Consider the following 21919-nt stretch of genomic DNA (forward strand, 5'->3'; position numbering starts at 1 on the left):
TCATAGTGGGTTGAAAGTACGAGCGCGCGTAAGAAACAGAGCTTGACAAGAAGCCGAAGCTGAAGCACCCTTTGTAATAATGATTTTAAGAGCGATTTTAAGAGCGATTTTAAGAGCGATTTTAAGAGCGATTTTAAGAGCGATTTTAAGAGCGATTTTAAGAGCGATTTTAAGAGCGATTTTAAGAGCGATTTTAAGAGCGATTTTAAGAGCGATTTTAAGAGCGATTTTAAGAGCGATTTTAAGAGCGATTTTAAGAGCGATTTTAAGAGCGATTTTAAGAGCGATTTTAAGAGCGATTTTAAGAGCGATTTTAAGAGCGATTTTAAGAGCGATTTTGGAGAGGGTTTTAGGCAGCGAAGTGAATGATGAAGAACCAGTTTGTGGGAGTAGCTCGAAGAGGGCCGTTGGCATCGTCTAACACCGCATTCACGCATCGGGCTGACGCCCTCGGTCTGCCAGAAGATAATTCGGAGAAGTGGATTCAGGCAGACAACCCTGCGAGGCTAAGTCTTCGACCCGGCGCTGACGCGCCTTAAGCCTCTCGGGTTCGTGAATGCAAGAACGTTAGATGAAACTCGCTTAAAGAAATAATGGATTAGTTTAAGTGCCGTCGTGAGCTGAAGCTCCCGAATCAATGGAGTAATCGTAGCGATCAAGGAAGAAAACTCAAGAAGTGATCTCCTGACGGAGGCCACGATTACTCCATTGATGATGTTACTTTAGGAAGCGAGTTCGAAGAAGCCCGCGAGCATCATCTAACACAGTATTCACGCTGCGGGCCTGACGGCCCTTGGTCTGCCAGAGGAATTTCGGAGAAGTGGAATCAGGCAGACAACCCTGCGAGGCTAAGTCTTCGACCCAGTCGCTCCGCTCCTTTAAGCCTCTCGGGTTCGTGAATACAACGACGTTATATGAAATCCGAAGCTGGACAAGGGAGAACCCCTCCGACCTAAGCAATCATGAAGTGATTCACGACTAGCGTTGAGCAGGGAGGAACGAATGAGGACGGAATAGTTAGTTGGAGCGTGGAGTAATTGTCCTCATTCTAACGGTCGTGAACCACAGATTGCTAGGTCGGCGCATAATTTCTTAATTTTTCAAGGCTCTTGTTCAAGATCGATTCTAAAAACCGTTCATAATAGTTAGTTGGACAACGTGTTACGTTGTTGTTTTGAAGTTTGTATATGAACGGTTAAGAATCGATTTTTTGATTTCATTGGCGTGGAAGCTTGGAATTTCATATACAGGAACATAAACAAGTGGCGAGCAGCGATGGTATAATATGGAGTAACCTTCCACGCAAGGGTTGCGTTACTAATGTTTACTCCTAAAAGCCTGCCACTTGTTAAACCTGTATATGAAATTCTAAAGAGCAAAGAAGTCAATGAAATCAAAAGATGAACAAGAGCAACGGAAATTAAGAAATTATGCTGGGGTTTAATCAGATGGACTTCATATAACAACGTATTCACGCGGCGGTCGCTGAAGCTCCCTTGGTCTGCTGGAAGATGGTTCGGGGAAGTGAATCAGGCAGACAATCCTGCGAGGCTAAGTCTTCGACCCGGCGCTACGCGCCTTAAGCCTCTCGGGTTCGTGAATACAAGAACGTTAGGCGAAATTGCTGGGGACAATGAAAATAAAAAAGCCTATCAGAGTATGATAGACTTAATTCAGGTCTTATAGACATCACCACGGGAGCCAATTTTTATTACATGGATTACTAATATTTCTTCTTCAACTGTGTAAACAACTCGATATGAGCCAACACGCAAACGGAAATCTTGGAATGTTCCTTGCATTCTTTTAATATCAAGTTCAGGATGGAAAGGATCTTCGGCTAATATTTGTAAGTGTTGTATAATTCGCGTTCGCATTTTCTTATCTAATTTCTGTAGGTACTTTAGTGCACTTTTATCAATTTCAATTGAGTAAGTCATCAATAACGTCCTTAAGTTTTATGGTTTCACCACGCTTAAATGCTTCTTTTGCTTTTCTAATATCGTCTAGATCCTCCTGAGTTGTAGGTTCATCATCCCAAGGAATAAACCGATGATCACTCTTGTGAATTAATTTTTCAAGAAAGTCAGCTGCCATCGGGAGAGCATCCTCAGGTAATTGTTGAATCAACTTATTAAGTTGGTCCTTTGTTACTGCCATTTCAAGCACCACCTAATCAGGAAAGTTATTTTAATTATAGCATGAAATTAGAAAATCATGAATGGTGTTCTCGTGAGTAACTCGAAGAAGCCAGCAACATCGCCTAACACAGCATTCACGCATCGGGGCTGACGCCCCTCGGTCCGCGAGAAGTGTTTTCGAGGAAGAGGATTCAGCGGACAACCTCCTGCGGAGGTTCGTGAATGCAAGAACGTTATATGAAATCCGAAGCTGGACAAGGGAGAACCCCTCCGACCTAAGCAATCAAGAAGTAATTCACGACCTGGGTTGAGCAGGGAGGAATGAATGAGGACGGAATAGTTAGTTGGAGCGTGGAGTGAATGTCCTCATTCTAACGGTCGTGAACCACAGATTGCTAGGTCGGCGCATAATTTCTTAATTTTTCAAGGCTCTTGTTCAAGATCGATTCTAAAAACCGTTCATAATAGTTAGTTGGACAACGTGTTACGTTGTTGTTTTGAAGTTTGTATATGAACGGTTAAGAATCGATTATTGATTTCATTGGCGAGGAAGTGTGGAATTTCATATACAGGAACATAAACAAGTGGCGAGCAGCGATGGTATAATATGGAGTAACCTTCCACGCAAGGTTTGCGTTATTCTAATGTTTACTCCTAAAAGCCTGCCACTTGTTAAACCTGTATATGAAATTCTAAAGAGCAAAGAAGTCAATGAAATCAAAAGATGAACAAGAGCAACGAAAATTAAGAAATTATGCTGGGGTTTAATCAGATGGACTTCATATAACAACGTATTCACGCGGCGGGCTTGCGCCCTTGGTCTGCCAGAAGATGATTCGGGGAAGTAGATCAGGCAGACAATCCTGCGAGGCTAAGTCTTCGACCCGCCGCTCTGCGGCTTAAGCCTCTCGGATTCGTGAATACAAGAACGTTAGGCGAAATTGCTGGGGACAATGAAAATAAAAAAGCCTATCAGAGTATGATAGACTTAATTCAGGTCTTATAGACATCACCACGGGAGCCAATTTTTATTACATGGATTACTAATATTTCTTCTTCAACTGTGTAAACAACTCGATATGAGCCAACACGCAAACGGAAATCTTGGAATGTTCCTTGCATTCTTTTAATATCAAGTTCAGGATGGAAAGGATCTTCGGCTAATATTTGTAAGTGTTGTATAATTCGCGTTCGCATTTTCTTATCTAATTTCTGTAGGTACTTTAGTGCACTTTTATCAATTTCAATTGAGTAAGTCATCAATAACGTCCTTAAGTTTTATGGTTTCACCACGCTTAAATGCTTCTTTTGCTTTTCTAATATCGTCTAGATCCTCCTGAGTTGTAGGTTCATCATCCCAAGGAATAAACCGATGATCACTCTTGTGAATTAATTTTTCAAGAAAGTCAGCTGCCATCGGGAGAGCATCCTCAGGTAATTGTTGAATCAACTTATTAAGTTGGTCCTTTGTTACTGCCATTTCAAGCACCACCTAATCAGGAAAGTTATTTTAATTATAGCATGAAATTAGAAAATCATGAATGGTGTTCTCGTGAGTAACTCGAAGAAGCCAGCAACATCGCCTAACACAGCATTCACGCATCGGGGCTGACGCCCCTCGGTCCGCGAGAAGTGTTTTCGAGGAAGAGGATTCAGCGGACAACCTCCTGCGGAGGTTCGTGAATGCAAGAACGTTATATGAAATCCGAAGCTGGACAAGGGAGAACCCCTCCGACCTAAGCAATCAAGAAGTGATTCACGACAAGGGTTGAGCATGGAGGAAGGAATGAGGACGGAATAGTTAGTTGGAGCGTGGAGTGAATGTCCTCATTCTAACGGTCGTGAACCACAGATTGCTAGGTCGGCGCATAATTTCTTAATTTTTCAAGGCTCTTGTTCAAGATCGATTCTAAAACCGTTCATATTAGTTAGTTGGACAACATGTTACGTTGTTGGTTTTGAAGTTTGCATATGAACGGATAAGAATCGATTATTGATTTCATTGGCGAGGAAGTGTGGAATTTCATATACAGGAACATAAACAAGTGGCGAGCAGCGATGGTATAATATGGAGTAACCTTCCACGCAAGGGTTGCGTTATTCTAATGTTTACTCCTAAAAGCCTGCCACTTGTTAAACCTGTATATGAAATTCTAAAGAGCAAAGAAGAAAATGAAATCAAAAGATGAACAAGAGCAACGAAAATTAAGAAATTATGCTGGGGTTTAGTCAGATGGACTTCATATAACAACGTATTCACGCAGCGCTCGCTGGCGCTCCCTTGGTCTGCTGGAAGATGATTCGGAGAAGTGGATTCAGGCAGACAATCCTGCGAGGCTAAGTCTTCGACCCGGCGCTGAAGCGCCTTAAGCCTCTCAGATTCGTGAATACGAAGACGTTATCTGAAACCCATGCAAAGAAAGGAAGAGAAGCAAATCAATATAAGAGAAGCTTGCTTTAGGGACGCTCCTATCCTATCGGAACTTGCATTTTTGTCTAAGTCCTTTTGGGGATACGATAAAGAATATCTTGAAAAGGCACGAAAAATGATAATGATTACTGAAAACCAGATTAAGAAAGACATTGTATATGTTTTAGAATCCGAAGAAAAAATACTTGGATTTTACCATTTTCAAGAGATGAATGAAGAGGGTCAATCTGAGTTAGTTTGGTTATTTATAGATCCTGAGAGTATTGGTACTGGTTACGGAAAGAAGTTGTGGAATCATTTGATGGCTAAAGTAAGAGGAATGGAAATTGATATGTTTGTGATTAAGAGCGATCCGAACGCAGAGGGGTTTTATTTGAGACAAGGAGCCACAAGGATCGGACAGAAAAGATCAGTCGCAGATGAAAACCATGTATTACCTGTACTAGAATATTGGTTGAACGATGATTGAGGGTAATTCAAAGAGGGCATGGGCATCAGATAACACCGCATTCACGCATCGGGTCTGACGCCCCTCGGTCTGCCAGGAGATCATTCGGAGAAGCGGAATCAGGCAGACAACCCTGCGAGGCTAAGTCTTCGACCCAGCGCTGGCGCGCCTTAAGCCTCTCGGGTTCGTGAATGCAAGAACGTTAAGTGAAAGCCAGCCCGAAGTAAATCATGAAGAAAATCCCAACCCAATCCATCAAGAGGTTGATCCCGACCTGGGAGAAGCGAGGAAGTGTGAATCAGGACAAGTTAGTTTGATCGATGAAACACGATCAGTCCTGCTTCTAGATGTCGGGAACAACCGGATGGATTGAGTTGGGGCATAATTCCTTAATTTCTAATGCCCTTGTTCGATCAATTCAGATTCATTCCTAATAGTTAGTTGACAACCAATTCTCGGTGTTGTCTTGGAACTATTATTAGGAATGAAGGAATTGATCTAGGATTTTGATTTCTTAGGCAGTGGAGTGAGGAACTTAGATACAGGATTGTTAACAAGTGACAGCCAGTAGGATGGATCATACGAGTAACCTGCCACGCCAAGATTGTCGTGCTAATGTTTACTCTAGAGGAGGCTGTCACTTGTAAAACCTGTATCTAAGTTCCAAAACACAAAGAAGTGAATGAAATCAAAATCGAACAAGGGCAAGGAAATTAAGGAATTATGCGGGTAGCTCAGCTGGCCATCACTTAACACCGTATTCACGCATCGGGCTGACGCCCTTGGTCTGCCAGGAGATAATTCAGCGAAGTAAATTCAGGCAGACAACCCTGCGAGGCTAAGTCTTCGACCCGGCGCTACGCGCCTTAAGCCTCTCGGGTTCGTGAATACAAGAACGTTAAGTGAAAGCCAGCCCGAAGTAAATCATGAAGAAGATCCCAACCCAATCCATCAAGAGGTTGATCCCGACCATAGAGAAGTGAGGAAGTGTGAATCAGGACAAGTTAGTTTGATCGATGAAACTCGATCAGTCCTGCTTCTAAATGTCGGGATCAACCGGATGGATTGAGTTGGGGCATAATTCCTTAATTTCGAATGCCCTAGTTCGATCAATTCAGATTCATTCCTAATAGTTAGTTGACAACCAATTCTCGGCGTTGTCTTGGACCTATTAGGAATGAAGGAATTGATCGAGGACTTTGATTTCATAGGCAGGGGAGCGAGGAACTTAGATACAGGATAGTTAACAAGTGACAGTCAGTAGGATGGATCATACGAGTAACCTGCCACGCCAAGATTGTCGTGCTAATGTTTACTCTAGAGGAGGCTGTCACTTGTAAAACCTGTATCTAAGTTCCAAAACTCAAAGAGGTGAATGAAATCAAAATCGAACAAGGGCAAGGGAATTAAGGAATTATGCGGGTAGCTCAGCTGGCCATCACTTAACACCGTATTCACGCATCGGGGCTGCGCCCCTCGGTCTACCAGAGGATTTTTCGGAGTAGCGGATTCAGCAGACAACCCTGCGAGGCTAAGTCTTCGACCCGGCGCTACGCGCCTTAAGCCTCTCGGGTTCGTGAATACATGAACGTTATAAGAAATCCCCGCAATGTTTTTTTAAGACCTAATGTTATTGGTAGGTGATTAACATGGTATCAATTCAAAAAGCGAATAAAGAAGATAGTCACATTGTAGCGGGTATGGTTGCAAGGTTATTGAGTGAACTAACTGCTAAAGAACTCGAAAAAGCTACATATATAAAAACATGTGAAGAATTATTTGAAGTTCCAGATATATATAGTTGTTATATTGCGTTAGATAATCAAGAGTGTGTAGGTACAGTTGCAGTTTCTGAGTCATGTTCAATATATGCCGGAGGGCGGTTTGGAATTATACAAGAGCTATATGTACTACCAGAATATCGTTCAAAGAATATCGGACATTTATTGATTGATAATATAGTTGAACTGGCAAAAGTTCGAGGCTGGAAGAGAATAGAAGTTGGAACGCCAGACCCAGTAATATGGAATCGAACAATTGAATTTTATAAGAGAGAAGGATTTAGCGAGGTAGGTTTAAAGCTTAAGATGGTATTTTGAGATACAAGAACCGTGAAGGTAGGCCTTCGAAGGCGGGGACATCTTATAACACCGCATTCACGCATCGGGCTAGCGCCCTCGGTCTGCTAGGAGATCATTCAGAGAAGTGGATTCAGGCAGACAACCCTGCGAGGCTAAGTCTTCGACCCAGTCGCTCCGCTCCTTTAAGCCTCTCGGGTTCGTGAATGCAAGAACGTTATAGGAAATCAGCGTAAATTAATAAAAATATGGAGAAAATCAAAGAATGTCAAAATCAATACATATTAACCGAATTAAAAATAGACTTGGTTCAAAAGATGTTAACACAGTCTTTTTAAAGCAAAAAGAAATTAAGATCATAGTAAAAGAAGAATTGGGTCACTTACTTTTAATCGACGCGGCCGATTGTGACGAAATGTTTCTTTTGGCAAGTTTATTCAATCATTCAATGAAAAGTCACGATGTAATTTATTTAGAAAGAGAAGATACAAGATATACAGATTTATTTATATTTAATCAGTAGCGTTGCATAAAAACTAACACGCGAACAGATTGGACAAATTGTGCTATTATTGTAATAAATAGGTCGTACTCTGTAACAAAAAACTCCTAAAATTAGGGTAACAGGTAGCCCTGTCCAAATCCCTAACTTAGGAGATACGCATGGACAAGGATACACTATTTTCTGCATTTGGTAAATGGGTTGCACCAATAAATCCAAACATCATCCCGAATTGGCAAAGCACGACTACGCTCGACCGTTATGTGAAAAAGCTCGACACCTTAGTCTTTCTGTACATCTTCATCGAAGCACAGTTAGAGAAGCGAAAGGGTCTTCGTTCCATCATGCGAAAGCTGGAGCACGACGAGGAATTTCAAAAGCAACTCGGCATTGCTTCGATCAGTGCATCCCAGTTGTCCCGTAAAAATAATCAACTGGACCCAGAAGTACTTCAAGCCATCCTTTGTAATCTCATTACACAGTTGCATCGAGATGCTAGGCCGATATCAGGGCGCATCGGAACGGTCAAGATTATAGACTCTTCTACGATCAGCGTTTGCCTACAGCGGTATAAATGGGCGACTTTCCGAAAAACGAAAGCAGGCGTGAAACTGCACCTGCGAGTGGCATTTGCTGACCCCGACCATGTTTATCCGGATAAGGCAGTGGTTACGCCTGCAAGGCCCGCAGACCGCAGCCAAATGGACGTCCTGATCGATGAGTCGGACGTCACGTATCTGATGGACCGCGGGTATCTGGACTACGGCAAATACGACAGTTACTGCGAGCGTGGCATTCGATTCGTATCACGATTAAAGGACAATGCTGTTGTCGAAGAAGTGGAAGAACTTTCGGTGAACACAGATTCAGACATCATCCGCGATGTCAAAGTCGTGCTAGGCAAAGCTCACAAGCGCATGCAGCACCCCTTCGTATGATCGTCACCACAGACGGTCGCGGTAATGAGGTCCGTATCATTACGAATCGGTTCGACCTGACGGCAGAAGAGCTTGGTGACCTGTATCGTAGCCGCTGGCAGATCGAGATGTTCTTCCGGTGGGTCAAGCAGAACCTGAAGCTAACCTGTTTTTACGGTGACAGCGAGAACGCAGTGATGAATCAGATTTGGATCTGTTTAATTGCATACTGCTTGCTGCTGCTTATGAAGCTAGAACTGGGAACGAGTCGAACGTTAACGGAACTCATTGAGGCTTTGAAAGAACTCATGTGGCAACCGTGGCTGAGGATGGTCGCAGCAGTAGAGCGAAAACCAAGTCGAACTTCGAGAGGGCGACAGAAGAAACAGAAAGACCAGTAAGTCGCCTAAGTCGAAAAAAACCAATCATCAACTTGAAAAGGATGAATATTACAAATGGACAGCAACTGCCTGTTTCAGGGGTACCCCGTAAGTTTTTGGCCCTTGGAATTTGAAAACTAATTTCTGAATATTCCACCATTTTAGATGTCATGATTTATGCAACGCTACTGATATTTAATGGAGCCATTAACCCATTAACACAAAAAGAATTAAGAATGATCAAATACTCAATTGATTATTCTAAACCCATTACATATAAACTTGCTTTAATAAACACACATGATGAAACCGTTTGGGATACATGGAAACATTGGAAGTATGACGAAGAACTTAGAATAAAGGCAGATAAAGATATGGCAATAATTAATTCATCACAACTCGGATTTGAACTGTTAGTTCATAGTTGTTCATATCTAGCTACTTCATATTCAGGGCATTCCCATTTTGATTGTCATTCTACAAAATCGTCACCAGAATTAATCATAAGAAATATAGCCAGAAATTAAGTGATTTGTAAGTATTTCAAAGAGGACGCTGACATCCTATAACACCGTATTCACGCGGCGGGCCTGAAGGCCCTTGGTCTGCAGAGGCATTTTCCAAGAAGTTGATTCAGCAGACAACCCTGCGAGGCTAAGTGGCAGAGCCACCCGGCCCTTGCGGGCCTTAAGCCTCTCGGATTCGTGAATACGAAGACGTTATATGAAATCCGAAGCTGGACAAGGGAGAACCCCTCCGACCTGAGCAATCATGAAGTGATTCACGACTAGGGATGAGCAGGGAGGAACGAATGAGGACGAGTAGTTAGTTGGAGCGTGGAGTGATTGTCCTCATTCTATCGGTCGTGAACCACAGATTGCTAGGTCGGCGCATAATTTCTTAATTTTTCAAGGCTCTTGTTCAAGATCGATTCTAAAAACCGTTCATAATAGTTAGTTGGACAACGTGTTACGTTGTTGTTTTGAAGTTTGTATATGAACGGTTAAGAATCGATTTTTTGATTTCATTGGCGAGGAAGCGTGGAATTTCATATACAGGAACATAAACAAGTGGCGAGCAGCGATGGTATAATATGGAGTAACCTTCCACGCATGGGTTGCGTTATTCTAATGTTTACTCCTAAAAGCCTGCCACTTGTTAAACCTGTATATAAAATTCCAAAGAGCAAAGAAGAAAATGAAATCAAAAGATGAACAAGAGCAACGAAAATTAAGAAATTATGCTGGGGTTTAATCAGGTGGACTTCATATAACAACGTATTCACGCGGCGGGCTTGCGCCCTTGGTCTGCCAGAAGATAACTCGGAGAAGTGGACTCAGGCAGACAACCCTGCGAGGCTAAGTCTTCGACCCGGCGCTACGCGCCTTAAGCCTCTCGGGTTCGTGAATACGAAGACGTTATATGAAATCCGAAGCTGGACAAGGGAGAACCCCTCCGACCTAAGCAATCAAGAAGTGATTCACGACAAGGGTTGAGCATGAAGGAAGGAATGAGGACGAATAGTTAGTTGGAGCGTGGGGTGATTGTCCTCATTCTATCGGTCGTGAACCACAGATTGCTAGGTCGGCGCATAATTTCTTAATTTTTCAAGGCTCTTGTTCAAGATCGATTCTAAAAACCGTTCATAATAGTTAGTTGGACAACGTGTTACGTTGTTGTTTTGAAGTTTGTATATGAACGGTTAAGAATCGATTTTTTGATTTCATTGGCGAGGAAGCTTGGAATTTCATATACAGGAATGTAAACAAGTGGCGAGCATGGATGGTATAATATGTAGTAACCTTTAACGCAAGGGTTGCGTTACTAATGTTTACTCCTAAAAGCCTGCCACTTGTTAAACCTGTATATGAAATTCCAAAGCGCAAAGAAGTAAATGAAATCAAAAGATGAACAAGAGCAACGAAAATTAAGAAATTATGCTGGGGTTTAGTCAGATGGACTTCATATAACAACGTATTCACGCATCGGGGCTGCGCCCCTCGGTCTGCCGGAAGATGATTCGGAGAAGTGGATTCAGGCAGACAACCCTGCGAGGCTAAGTCTTCGACCCGGCGCTACGCGCCTTAAGCCTCTCGGGTTCGTGAATACAAGAACGTTATGTGAAAGTCAACACGAAGTGTATCAAGAAGAAAGACCCAACCCAATCCATTGAGGTGAATATTCCCGACAAGCGAGAAGCGAGGAAGTGTGAATCAGGACAAGTTTGTTGTATCGGTGCTACTCGATAGGTCCTGCTTCTAGAGGTCGGGAACATTCGAATGGATTGGGTTGGTGCATAATTCCTTAATTTCTAATGCCCATGTTCGATCGAAAGAAGTTCATTCCTAATAGTTTGTTGACTAACGAGAATCGTTATTTATTGGTAGTATTAGGAATGAAGGGACGATCGAATCGATTTTGATTTCATAGGCAGGGAAGGGAGGAACTTTGATACAGGACGGTTGACAAGTGACAGCCAGTAGATGGGATCATGCGAGTAACCTGCCGCGCCAAGAATGGCGTGCTAATGTTTACTCTGGAGGAGGCTGTCACTTGTAAAACCTGTATCTAAGTTCCAAAACCCAAAGAAGCGAATGAAATCAAAATCGAACAAGGGCAAGAGAATTAAGGAATTATGCGGGTAGCTCAGTTGACCATCACATAACACCGTATTCACGCATCGGTCGCTGAAGCTCCCTCGGTCTGCCAGTAGATGATTCAGGGAAGTGGATTCAGGCAGACAATCCTGCGAGGCTAAGTCTCCGACCCGCCGCTCCGCGGCTTAAGCCTCTCGGATTCGTGAATACGAAGACGTTATCGGAAATTAATGTAAAGAGAAGATGAGTATGATATTCCAGAGAAGTCTTTTCGTAAAGATTTTGTTTACTGCAATATTTATAGGATCAACATTATTATTGTATTTGTTTTTAAACCAAAATTTAGTAACCTTAATCATAGCAACCATTTTTTTGACTGTATTGACTTTAATAATTGGAATTAACTACAGAGTAAAAGACAATAAAGTTAGCAGATGTTTTTTTAGAATTGCTATTTCTGAAGTTAATATTAATGATATAAATTATATTGAGTTCTATAGAGAGGATAAGGTCGGACATTTTAGAATTACAATAGCTAGTCCAGAAGAGGATGAATATAGAATTTGTTTTAATGATGGGAGTATAATTGTGATACCTTCCTATTATATGAACGGGAGTATGAGCATAGGAGACTTTCTGTGCAATAAATATAAGACCCCAAAGAAAATAACAACACGGACAAAATATTTTTCTGGAAACCCTTGACTGACTAGCAAGTAACTCGAAGAGGACATTAACTTCCGATAACACCGCATTCACGCGGCGGGCTAGCGCCCTTGGTCTGCCAGGAGATAACTCGGGGAAGCGGAATCAGGCAGACAACCCTGCGAGGCTAAGTCTTCGACCCGGCGCTGACGCGCCTTAAGCCTCTCGGGTTCGTGAATGCAAGAACGTTAGGCGAAATTGCTAGGGACAATGAAAATAAAAAAGCCTATCAGAGTATGATAGACTTAATTCAGGTCTTATAGACATCACCACGGGAGCCAATTTTTATTACATGGATTACTAATATTTCTTCTTCAACTGTGTAAACAACTCGATATGAGCCAACACGCAAACGGAAATCTTGGAATGTTCCTTGCATTCTTTTAATATCAAGTTCAGGATGGAAAGGATCTTCGGCTAATATTTGTAAGTGTTGTATAATTCGCGTTCGCATTTTCTTATCTAATTTCTGTAGGTACTTTAGTGCACTTTTATCAATTTCAATTGAGTAAGTCATCAATAACGTCCTTAAGTTTTATGGTTTCACCACGCTTAAATGCTTCTTTTGCTTTTCTAATATCGTCTAGATCCTCCTGAGTTGTAGGTTCATCATCCCAAGGAATAAACCGATGATCACTCTTGTGAATTAATTTTTCAAGAAAGTCAGCTGCCATCGGGAGAGCATCCTCAGGTAATTGTTGAATCAACTTATTAAGTTGGTCCTTTGTTACTGCCATTTCAAGCACCACCTAATCAGGAAAGTTATTTTAATTATAGCATGAAATTAGAAAATCATGAATGGTGTTCTCGTGAGTAACTCGAAGAAGCCAGCAACATCGCCTAACACAGCATTCACGCATCGGGGCTGACGCCCCTCGGTCCGCGAGAAGTGTTTTCGAGGAAGAGGATTCAGCGGACAACCTCCTGCGGAGGTTCGTGAATGCAAGAACGTTATATGAAATCCGAAGCTGGACAAGGGAGACCCCTCCGACCTGAGCAATCATGAAGTGATTCACGACTAGGGTTGAGCATGGAGGAAGGAATGAGGACGGAATAGTTAGTTGGAGCGTGGAGTGAATGTCCTCATTCTAACGGTCGTGAACCACAGATTGCTAGGTCGGCGCATAATTTCTTAATTTTTCAAGGCTCTTGTTCAAGATCGATTCTAAAACCGTTCATATTAGTTAGTTGGACAACGTGTTACGTTGTTGGTTTTGAAGTTTGCATATGAACGGATAAGAATCGATTATTGATTTCATTGGCGAGGAAGTGTGGAATTTCATATACAGGAACATAAACAAGTGGCGAGCAGCGATGGTATAATATGGAGTAACCTTCCACGCAAGGGTTGCGTTATTCTAATGTTTACTCCTAAAAGCCTGCCACTTGTTAAACCTGTATATGAAATTCTAAAGAGCAAAGAAGAAAATGAAATCAAAAGATGAACAAGAGCAACGAAAATTAAGAAATTATGCTGGGGTTTAGTCAGATGGACTTCATATAACACCGCATTCACGCTGCGGGCTGGCGCCCTTGGTCTGCTAGGAGATCATTCGGGGAAGCGGATTCAGGCAGACAACCCTGCGAGGCTAAGTCTGGCGACCCGGCGCTAACGCGCCTTAAGCCTCTCGGGTTCGTGAATGCAAGAACGTTATGTGAAAGTCAACACGAAGTGTATCAAGAAGAAAGACCCAACCCAATCCATTGAGGTGAATATTCCCGACAAGCGAGAAGCGAGGAAGCATGAATCAGGACAAGTTTGTTGTATCGGTGCTACTCGATAGGTCCTGCTTCTAGAGGTCGGGAACATTCGAATGGATTGGGTTGGTGCATAATTCCTTAATTTCTAATGCCCTTGTTCGATCGAAAGAAGTTCATTCCTAATAGTTTGTTGACTAACGAGAATCGTTATGATTTGGTAGTATTAGGAATGAAGGGAACGATCGAATCGATTTTGATTTCATAGGCAGGGAAGCGAGGAACTTTGATACAGGATGGTTAACAAGTGACAGCCAGTGGATTGGATCATACGAGTAACCTGCCACGCCAAGAATGGCGTGCTAATGTTTACTCTGGAGGAGGCTGTCACTTGTAAAACCTGTATCTAAGTTCCAAAAACTCAAAGAAGCGAATGAAATCAAAATCGAACAAGGGCAAGGAAATTAAGGAATTATGCGGGTAGCTCAGTTGACCATCACATAACACCGTATTCACGCATCGGTCGCTGAAGCTCCCTCGGTCTGCCGGTAGATGATTCAGGGAAGTGGATTCAGGCAGACAATCCTGCGAGGCTAAGTCTCCGACCCGCCGCTACGCGGCTTAAGCCTCTCGGATTCGTGAATACGAAGACGTTATATGAAATCCGAAGCTGGACAAGGGAGAACCCCTCCGACCTAAGCAATCAAGAAGTGATTCACGACAAGGGTTGAGCATGAAGGAAGGAATGAGGACGAATAGTTAGTTGGAGCGTGGAGTGACTGTCCTCATTCTAACGGTCGTGAACCACAGATTGCTAGGTCGGCGCATAATTTCTTAATTTTTCAAGGCTCTTGTTCAAGATCGATTCTAAAAACCGTTCATAATAGTTAGTTGGCCAACGTGTTACGTTGTTGATTTTGAGGTTTGTATATGAACGGTTAGGAATCGATTTTTGATTTCATTGGCGAGGAAGCGTGGAATTTCATATACAGGAATGTAAACAAGTGGCGAGCATGGATGGTATAATATGTAGTAACCTTTAACGCAAGGGTTGCGTTACTAATGTTTACTCCTAAAAGCCTGCCACTTGTTAAACCTGTATATGAAATTCCAAAGCGCAAAGAAGTAAATGAAATCAAAAGATGAACAAGAGCAACGAAAATTAAGAAATTATGCTGGGGTTTAGTCAGATGGACTTCATATAACAACGTATTCACGCATCGGGGCTGCGCCCCTCGGTCTGCCGGAAGATGATTCGGAGAAGTGGATTCAGGCAGACAACCCTGCGAGGCTAAGTCTTCGACCCGGCGCTACGCGCCTTAAGCCTCTCGGGTTCGTGAATACAAGAACGTTAGGTGAAATTCCTGTTGAATAATAAATATCTAAAGCACAAGAAAATAAAAAAGGCACTTAGAGGAGTGCCAGGATGAAACTAACTGTTGGGACTTTGTAATTTTTCAACAATAGATTCATGTTCAATAGATCTTAAGGCTAATTTTTCAAGAATGCTTTCGTGTCGATCTTGTCCATCTTGTAAAGCCTTAATATGTCCAATTACTTTATGAAGATCCATTGACATTGCATCTATTTTTGCGTCTGATTCGTCAACTCGATTTCTTACTGCAGTCATTAATGAGTTTAGTTCTTTTAATTGTTCAAGTATTAGGTCAAGTTTATCCACATAATTCACCACCCAGAAATATTAAGAACATTATAACAGAGGATATACAAATCATAAAGAAAGAAAGTTTAAGGCTCAACACAATAATCAGTGCTAGACAGCTCGAAGCAAAGAATTACATCACAGAACTTTTTATGAAAATCGATTTCATCTCTAACATTATGGGGTAACTAAAGGAAGGTTCACGTCAAGCGATGATTTCGAGCTGGAGTCAAGTTTATATGAAGAGATAAAACAAAGCATATGCAGTTGACTCGAAGAAGTCAGGAACATCACCTAACACCGCATTCACGCTTCGGGCTGACGCCCTCGGTCTGCCAGAAGATAATTCGGGGAAGTTGATTCAAGCAGACAACCCTGCGAGGCTAAGTCTGGCGACCCGGCGCTGACGCGCCTTAAGCCTCTCGGGTTCGTGAATGCAAGAACGTTATGTGAAAGTCAACACGAAGTGTATCAAGAAGAAAGACCCAACCCAATCCATTGAGGTGAATATTCCCGACAAGCGAGAAGCGAGGAAGCATGAATCAGGACAAGTTTGTTGTATCGGTGCTACTCGATAGGTCCTGCTTCTCGGTGTTTGTCAATATAGTTGTCGTGAATCTTTGAAAATTAAATAGAGTCAATCAGGCTTGTGTCGCCGTTGTTGTAGCTATGGAGTGCTGGACTTTCTCGGGATTAAGATACACTCGTTCGTCTAGACTCCAGTTCCTTATCTTCCCGGACCACCGCCTTGGGTTGTCCTGTCTAGCTTGTTCGTACACTCGCTTTCTCTTCTCAAAAATCTGTTCAGCAAGTCCCTTATGCCTTTGGTTAGGGGTCAGGAAATTAAGCCCGCTGTGGTGATGCTCAGTGTTATACCAATGGACGAACTTCCGTACCCATTCACGGGCTTCTGTCGTCGACTTAAATCCATGTAACGGGTAGCTGGGGCGGTATTTGCAGGTGCGAAACACCGACTCGGCGTAAGGGTTATCGTTGCTGACACGCGGCCTGCTTTTGGAGGGCGTGATTCCTAGGCTGTATAACGTTTCAAGTAGAGTGGCACCCTTCATCGGACTCCCGTTATCCGAATGCAGGACCAGCGGCTCCTTGCGCACAACACACTGTTCGCTCAGGACCGTTCGACGAACCAATGTGCTCGCATGCTCCGCGGATTCTTCATTCCATACCTCCCAGCCTACGATTTTTCGGCTGAATAGATCCAGGATGAGATAGAGGTAGTAGAATAAACCCTTCACAGGACCAGGCAGCCAGGTGATGTCCCACATCCACACTTGGTTGGCCGCCACAGCACAATGGCTCGTTAACGGCTTCGAAACAGGCTTCTTACTGCGACCTCGATGGTGCTGCTGTCCATGAGCATGCATTACGCGATAGAATGTCGATTCGGACGCCATGTAGACACCCTCATCAGCCAGTCGTGGTACGATTTGGCTAGGTGGAAGGCTCTTGTATGCCGGCTGATTCACGACCTCGATAATCTGTTGTCGTTCCACTTCACTTAGCTTGTGGGATGGGGCAGGCCTTACCGCATGCGGCCGTTGATCCTCTTGCGGTGCGCCCTCTTTGCGCCACCGCTGCAAGGTCCGCTGCGTTAATCCGATCTCTTGGCATGCCGCCTCTTCTTTGGCTCCAGCATCTACTGCTTCTTGGATCAGTTCCATGGCCATTCGTCGATCTGAGGCACTGATCATGCGTCCTCTTGGTCCCCCCAGATCGACTGTGCCTTTTTTCGCAGCACGAGAAGCGCTGCCGTTTCGGCTAGAGCAGCTTCCTTTCGTTTTAACTCCCGAGTGAGCGTCTTCATTTCTCGCTCTTTAGTTCGGAGTTCTTTTTGCAGCTGGGATGCCTGTTGGGCGAGTCCACCATTGGCTTGCATACAAGCATCCCGCCAAGCTTCAATCTGTTCTGCGTAGAGTCCTTTGGCACGACAGTATTCGGCCAGTTCGACTTCGCTCAACGTAGCGGTTTCCAGCACAATCGAAAACTTATCCCGACTACTCCATTTCTCGGGCTCTGCTCCGCCACCTGGAACGACAGCGCCGTTCGCTCGGGCTTCTTTTTGCCACTTGTACAGCGTCCCTTCGGACAGGCCGCTGTCTCTTGCAATCTGACTCACAGATTCATTATGCGGGGGGATCATTCGTAGTTGTATGTTGCGTTTCAATTCCTCACTGTATCTAGCCATCGTCCGTCACCTCTGCCTCTCTGGTTCTACTATACTTTTTATCGAGGGGTACGACAACTATTGTGACACAGGGGGTTCTAGAGGTCGGGAACATTCGAATGGATTGGGTTGGTGCATAATTCCTTAATTTCTAATGCCCTTGTTCGATCGATAGAAATTCATTCCTAATAGTTTGTTGACTAACGAGAATCGTTATGTTTTGGTAGTATTAGGAATGAAGGGGGCGATCGAATCGATTTTGATTTCATAGGCAGGGAAGCGAGGAACTTAGATACAGGACGGTTAACAAGCGACAGCCAGTGGATTGTATCATACGAGTAACCTGCCACGCCAAGAATGGCGTGCTAATGTTTACTCTGGAGGAGGCTGTCACTTGTAAAACCTGTATCTAAGTTCCAAAACTCAAAGAAGCGAATGAAATCAAAATCGAACAAGGGCAAAGGAATTAAGGAATTATGCGGGTAGCTCAGTTGACCATCACATAACACCGTATTCACGCATCGGTCGCTGAAGCTCCCTCGGTCTGCCGGTAGATGATTCAGGGAAGTGGATTCAGGCAGACAACCCTGCGAGGCTAAGTCTTCGACCCAGTCGCTCCGCTCCTTTAAGCCTCTCGGGTTCGTGAATACAAGAACGTTAAGTGAAAGCCAGCCCGAAGTAAATCATGAAGAAGATCCCAACCCAATCCATCAAGAGGTTGATCCCGACCTGGGAGAAGCGAGTAAGTGTGAATCAGGACAAGTTAGTTTGATCGATGCAATTCGATCAATCCTGCTTCTAGAAGTCGGGATCAACCGGATGGATTGAGTTGGGGCATAATTCCTTAATTTCTAATGCCCTTGTTCGATCGATTCAGTTTCATTCCTAATAGTTAGTTGACACCCGATTCTCGATGTTGTGTTGGAGGTATGAGGAATGAAGGAATCGATCGAGGATTTTGATTTCATAGGCAGTGGAGCGAGGAACTTAGATACAGGATGGTTAACAAGTGACAGTCAGTAGGATGGATCATACGAGTAACCTGCCACGCCAAGAATGTCGTGCTAATGTTTACTCTGGAGGAGTCTGTCACTTGTAAAACCTGTATCTAAGTTCCCAAACGCAAAGAAGTGAATGAAATCAAAATCGAACAAGGGCAAGGAAATTAAGGAATTATGCGGGTAGCTCAGCTGGCCATCACTTAACACCGTATTCACGCATCGGGGCTGCGCCCCTCGGTCTGCCGGAAGATTTTTCGAAGTAGCGGATTCAGCAGACAACCCTGCACTGGCTAAGTCTGACGACCCGCTCGCTAACGCTCACTTAAGCCAGTGAGGGTTCGTGAATACAAGAACGTTATATGAAATCCGAAGCTGGACAAGGGAGAACCCCTCCGACCTGAGCAATCATGAAGTGATTCACGACTATGGTTGAGCATGGAGGAAGGAATGAGGACGGAATAGTTAGTTGGAGCGTGGAGTGATTGTCCTCATTCTAACGGTCGTGAACCACAGATTGCTAGGTCGGCGCATAATTTCTTAATTTTTCAAGGCTCTTGTTCAAGATCGATTCTAAAACCGTTCATATTAGTTAGTTGGACAACGTGTTACGTTGTTGGTTTTGAAGTTTGTATATGAACGGAGAAGAATCGATTATTTATTTCATTGGCGAGGAAGTGTGGAATTTCATATACAGGAACATAAACAAGTGGCGAGCAGCGATGGTATAATATGGAGTAACCTTCCACGCAAGGGTTGCGTTATTCTAATGTTTACTCCTAAAAGCATGCCACTTGTTAAACCTGTATATGAAATTCTAAAGAGCAAAGAAGAAAATGAAATCAAAAGATGAACAAGAGCAACGAAAATTAAGAAATTATGCTGGGGTTTAGTCAGATGGACTTCATATAACACCGCATTCACGCTGCGGGCTGGCGCCCTTGGTCTGCTAGGAGATCATTCGGGGAAGCGGATTCAGGCAGACAACCCTGCGAGGCTAAGTCTGGCGACCCGGCGCTAACGCGCCTTAAGCCTCTCGGGTTCGTGAATGCAAGAACGTTAGGCGTAATTTCCGAAACCAATAGGAGGAAGATCAATGATGGAATATAAAGCAGTCGAGTTGATAGTCGATGAAGATTTGATTAATGCAAATGATATTATGAAGATTATTGAACCTTTATGGTGGAGTGTAAGCATTCATGAAGGGGAAGAAAAGTATATAAAAGACTTATCGAACTTTTCAGAAGAACAGAAATATATACTTGCAATTGAATGGTATATAGCGGAAGTAAATAATGGAGGTCATGATCAATTTTTCTTCAATTCAACAGGAATAGTGTGGGAGGATGCACTGAAGGGATTTGAAATAATTGGTTCCAAAGAATATTACGAGATATTAAAAGAATCTACATTAAGACTTGGAGGCTTCCCGAGTAAGGATAGATTTACCCGTCAAGATCAACTAGACGAGTACGAAGCAGATTTCGATGACCTCGATGAAAAATTATATAATTCTGAAGAAGATTACTTTGGGTTAGTTATGAACTATATTCGAACAAATGCAAATAAGTTCCTTTTTAGAGGATATGTTAATATACCTGAATGAAAATGTACTGTAACTCGAAGGAGTCGGAAACTACGCCTAACACCGCATTCACGCATCGGGCTGACGCCCTCGGTCTGCCAGGAGATAACTCGGGGAAGTGGATTCAGGCAGACAACCCTGCGAGGCTAAGTCTTCGACCCGGCGCTGACGCGCCTTAAGCCTCTCGGGTTCGTGAATGCAAGAACGTTATGTGAAAGTCAACACGAAGTGTATCAAGAAGAAAGACCCAACCCAATCCATTGAGGTGAATATTCCCGACAAGCGAGAAGCGAGGAAGCATGAATCAGGACAAGTTTGTTGTATCGGTGCTACTCGATAGGTCCTGCTTCTAGAGGTCGGGAACATTCGAATGGATTGGGTTGGTGCATAATTCCTTAATTTCTAATGCCCTTGTTCGATCGATAGAAATTCATTCCTAATAGTTTGTTGACTAACGAGAATCGTTATGTTTTGGTAGTATTAGGAATGAAGGGGGCGATCGAATCGATTTTGATTTCATAGGCAGGGAAGCGAGGAACTTAGATACAGGACGGTTAACAAGCGACAGCCAGTGGATTGTATCATACGAGTAACCTGCCACGCCAAGAATGGCGTGCTAATGTTTACTCTGGAGGAGGCTGTCACTTGTAAAACCTGTATCTAAGTTCCAAAACTCAAAGAAGCGAATGAAATCAAAATCGAACAAGGGCAAAGGAATTAAGGAATTATGCGGGTAGCTCAGTTGACCATCACATAACACCGTATTCACGCATCGGTCGCTGAAGCTCCCTCGGTCTGCCGGTAGATGATTCAGGGAAGTGGATTCAGGCAGACAACCCTGCGAGGCTAAGTCTTCGACCCAGTCGCTCCGCTCCTTTAAGCCTCTCGGGTTCGTGAATACAAGAACGTTAGACGAAACCAACGCTAGAATAAACCAATAACCAAATACGATCATATTTGAGATCTATTGTGACGTCAAGATCGGTTTACTTTACCGCGAGTTGTTATGGCTTGTGTTCAATATGAATTCCGAAAAAACATCAGTGGAGGAAGTTAGTTTGATGTTTGGTTTACATTTGAGTCAGTTGGTCGAGGTTCCATGATAAGTCAGAGTGTACTCGAAACGATGAGTAAAAGGCCGAATCTAAAAGATAATTGAAGAGTTAGCCGCGAAGATCAGTCATAGTGGGTTGAAAGTACGAGCGCGCGTAAGAAACAGAGCTTGACAAGAAACCGAAGCTGAAGCACCCTTTGTAATAATGATTTTAAGAGCGATTTTAAGAGCGATTTTAAGAGCGATTTTAAGAGCGATTTTAAGAGCGATTTTAAGAGCGATTTTAAGAGCGATTTTAAGAGCGATTTTAAGAGCGATTTTAAGAGCGATTTTAAGAGCGATTTTAAGAGCGATTTTAAGAGCGATTTTAAGAGCGATTTTAAGAGCGATTTTAAGAGCGATTTTAAGAGCGATTTTGGAGAGGGTTTTAGGCAGCGAAGTGAATGATGAAGAACCAGTTTGTGGGAGTAGCTCGAAGAGGGCCGTTGGCATCGTCTAACACCGCATTCACGCATCGGGCTGACGCCCTCGGTCTGC

Annotated in this window: 16 protein-coding genes; 6 read left to right on the forward strand and 10 right to left on the reverse strand. The window is 43.3% G+C overall.

Translation table 11 applies throughout. The features are described 5' to 3' along the window. The 5 genes from PAE68_RS10085 to PAE68_RS10105 form a co-directional block, all read right to left on the reverse strand. On the reverse strand, positions 1–414 hold the full coding sequence (locus tag PAE68_RS10085; protein ID WP_281886570.1) for a hypothetical protein: 414 nt from the start codon (positions 412–414) through the stop codon (positions 1–3). Positions 415–1673: 1259 nt separating this feature from the next. After that, on the reverse strand, positions 1674–1940 hold the full coding sequence (locus PAE68_RS10090) for a type II toxin-antitoxin system RelE family toxin (protein ID WP_281886561.1): 267 nt from the start codon (positions 1938–1940) through the stop codon (positions 1674–1676). After that, positions 1924–2160, reverse strand: a complete 237-nt coding sequence (locus PAE68_RS10095; protein WP_281886563.1) for a hypothetical protein — start codon at positions 2158–2160, stop codon at positions 1924–1926. The genes PAE68_RS10090 and PAE68_RS10095 overlap by 17 nt, the downstream gene beginning before the upstream one ends. Before the next feature lie 974 nt (positions 2161–3134). Then, positions 3135–3401, reverse strand: a complete 267-nt coding sequence (locus tag PAE68_RS10100) for a type II toxin-antitoxin system RelE family toxin (RefSeq protein ID WP_281886561.1) — start codon at positions 3399–3401, stop codon at positions 3135–3137. Then, positions 3385–3621 (reverse strand): hypothetical protein, encoded by a 237-nt coding sequence (locus tag PAE68_RS10105; RefSeq protein WP_281886563.1) that lies wholly within the window; start codon positions 3619–3621, stop codon positions 3385–3387. Before PAE68_RS10105 ends, PAE68_RS10100 begins: the two co-directional genes overlap by 17 nt. 931 nt (positions 3622–4552) lie before the next feature. Between PAE68_RS10105 and PAE68_RS10110 the strand changes: the two genes are divergently transcribed. The 5 genes from PAE68_RS10110 to PAE68_RS10130 all read left to right on the forward strand — a co-directional run bounded on the left by PAE68_RS10110 (position 4553) and on the right by PAE68_RS10130 (position 12199). Then, a complete protein-coding gene (locus PAE68_RS10110) occupies positions 4553–5041 on the forward strand; it encodes a GNAT family N-acetyltransferase (protein ID WP_281886572.1) in 489 nt (162 codons plus the stop codon). A gap of 1628 nt (positions 5042–6669) precedes the next feature. Continuing rightward, positions 6670–7119 carry a GNAT family N-acetyltransferase gene (locus PAE68_RS10115; protein WP_281886574.1) on the forward strand — a complete coding sequence of 150 codons (450 nt, stop codon included), beginning with the start codon at positions 6670–6672 and terminating at the stop codon, positions 7117–7119. 642 nt (positions 7120–7761) lie between these two features. Next, the gene (locus PAE68_RS10120; RefSeq protein WP_281886576.1) at positions 7762–8538 is read left to right on the forward strand and encodes an IS4 family transposase; all 777 of its coding nucleotides are present in this window, start codon (positions 7762–7764) and stop codon (positions 8536–8538) included. Then, positions 8535–8918 (forward strand): transposase, encoded by a 384-nt coding sequence (locus PAE68_RS10125; protein WP_281884708.1) that lies wholly within the window; start codon positions 8535–8537, stop codon positions 8916–8918. The genes PAE68_RS10120 and PAE68_RS10125 overlap by 4 nt, the downstream gene beginning before the upstream one ends. A gap of 2825 nt (positions 8919–11743) precedes the next feature. Further along, positions 11744–12199, forward strand: coding sequence for a hypothetical protein (locus PAE68_RS10130; protein WP_281886578.1), 456 nt, complete (start codon positions 11744–11746; stop codon positions 12197–12199). 250 nt (positions 12200–12449) lie between these two features. Here PAE68_RS10130 and PAE68_RS10135 read toward each other — a convergent pair whose 3' ends face one another. From PAE68_RS10135 to PAE68_RS10150, 4 genes are all read right to left on the reverse strand, one after another. Beyond that, positions 12450–12716: a type II toxin-antitoxin system RelE family toxin gene (locus PAE68_RS10135; protein ID WP_281886561.1), complete on the reverse strand. Its 267-nt coding sequence runs from the start codon at positions 12714–12716 to the stop codon at positions 12450–12452. After that, a complete protein-coding gene (locus PAE68_RS10140; RefSeq protein WP_281886563.1) occupies positions 12700–12936 on the reverse strand; it encodes a hypothetical protein in 237 nt (78 codons plus the stop codon). Before PAE68_RS10140 ends, PAE68_RS10135 begins: the two co-directional genes overlap by 17 nt. Before the next feature lie 2393 nt (positions 12937–15329). Beyond that, the gene (locus PAE68_RS10145; RefSeq protein ID WP_281886532.1) at positions 15330–15578 is read right to left on the reverse strand and encodes a hypothetical protein; all 249 of its coding nucleotides are present in this window, start codon (positions 15576–15578) and stop codon (positions 15330–15332) included. A gap of 623 nt (positions 15579–16201) precedes the next feature. After that, positions 16202–17766, reverse strand: a protein-coding gene (locus PAE68_RS10150) for an IS3 family transposase (protein WP_397378190.1) whose coding sequence is annotated in 2 segments (ribosomal slippage) — positions 16202–17295 and positions 17295–17766 — 1566 coding nt in all. Because the reading frame shifts where the segments join, the coding sequence is not laid out codon by codon here. A gap of 2073 nt (positions 17767–19839) precedes the next feature. Here PAE68_RS10150 and PAE68_RS10155 point away from each other — a divergent pair. Continuing rightward, a complete protein-coding gene (locus PAE68_RS10155; RefSeq protein WP_281886580.1) occupies positions 19840–20349 on the forward strand; it encodes a DMP19 family protein in 510 nt (169 codons plus the stop codon). A gap of 1159 nt (positions 20350–21508) precedes the next feature. Here PAE68_RS10155 and PAE68_RS10160 read toward each other — a convergent pair. Next, on the reverse strand, positions 21509–21874 hold the full coding sequence (locus PAE68_RS10160; RefSeq protein WP_281886582.1) for a hypothetical protein: 366 nt from the start codon (positions 21872–21874) through the stop codon (positions 21509–21511). Positions 21875–21919 lie beyond the last annotated feature (45 nt).

Origin of the sequence: Paenibacillus sp. YYML68 (assembly GCF_027923405.1) — a bacterium.
Taxonomy (GTDB): domain Bacteria; phylum Bacillota; class Bacilli; order Paenibacillales; family NBRC-103111; genus Paenibacillus_G.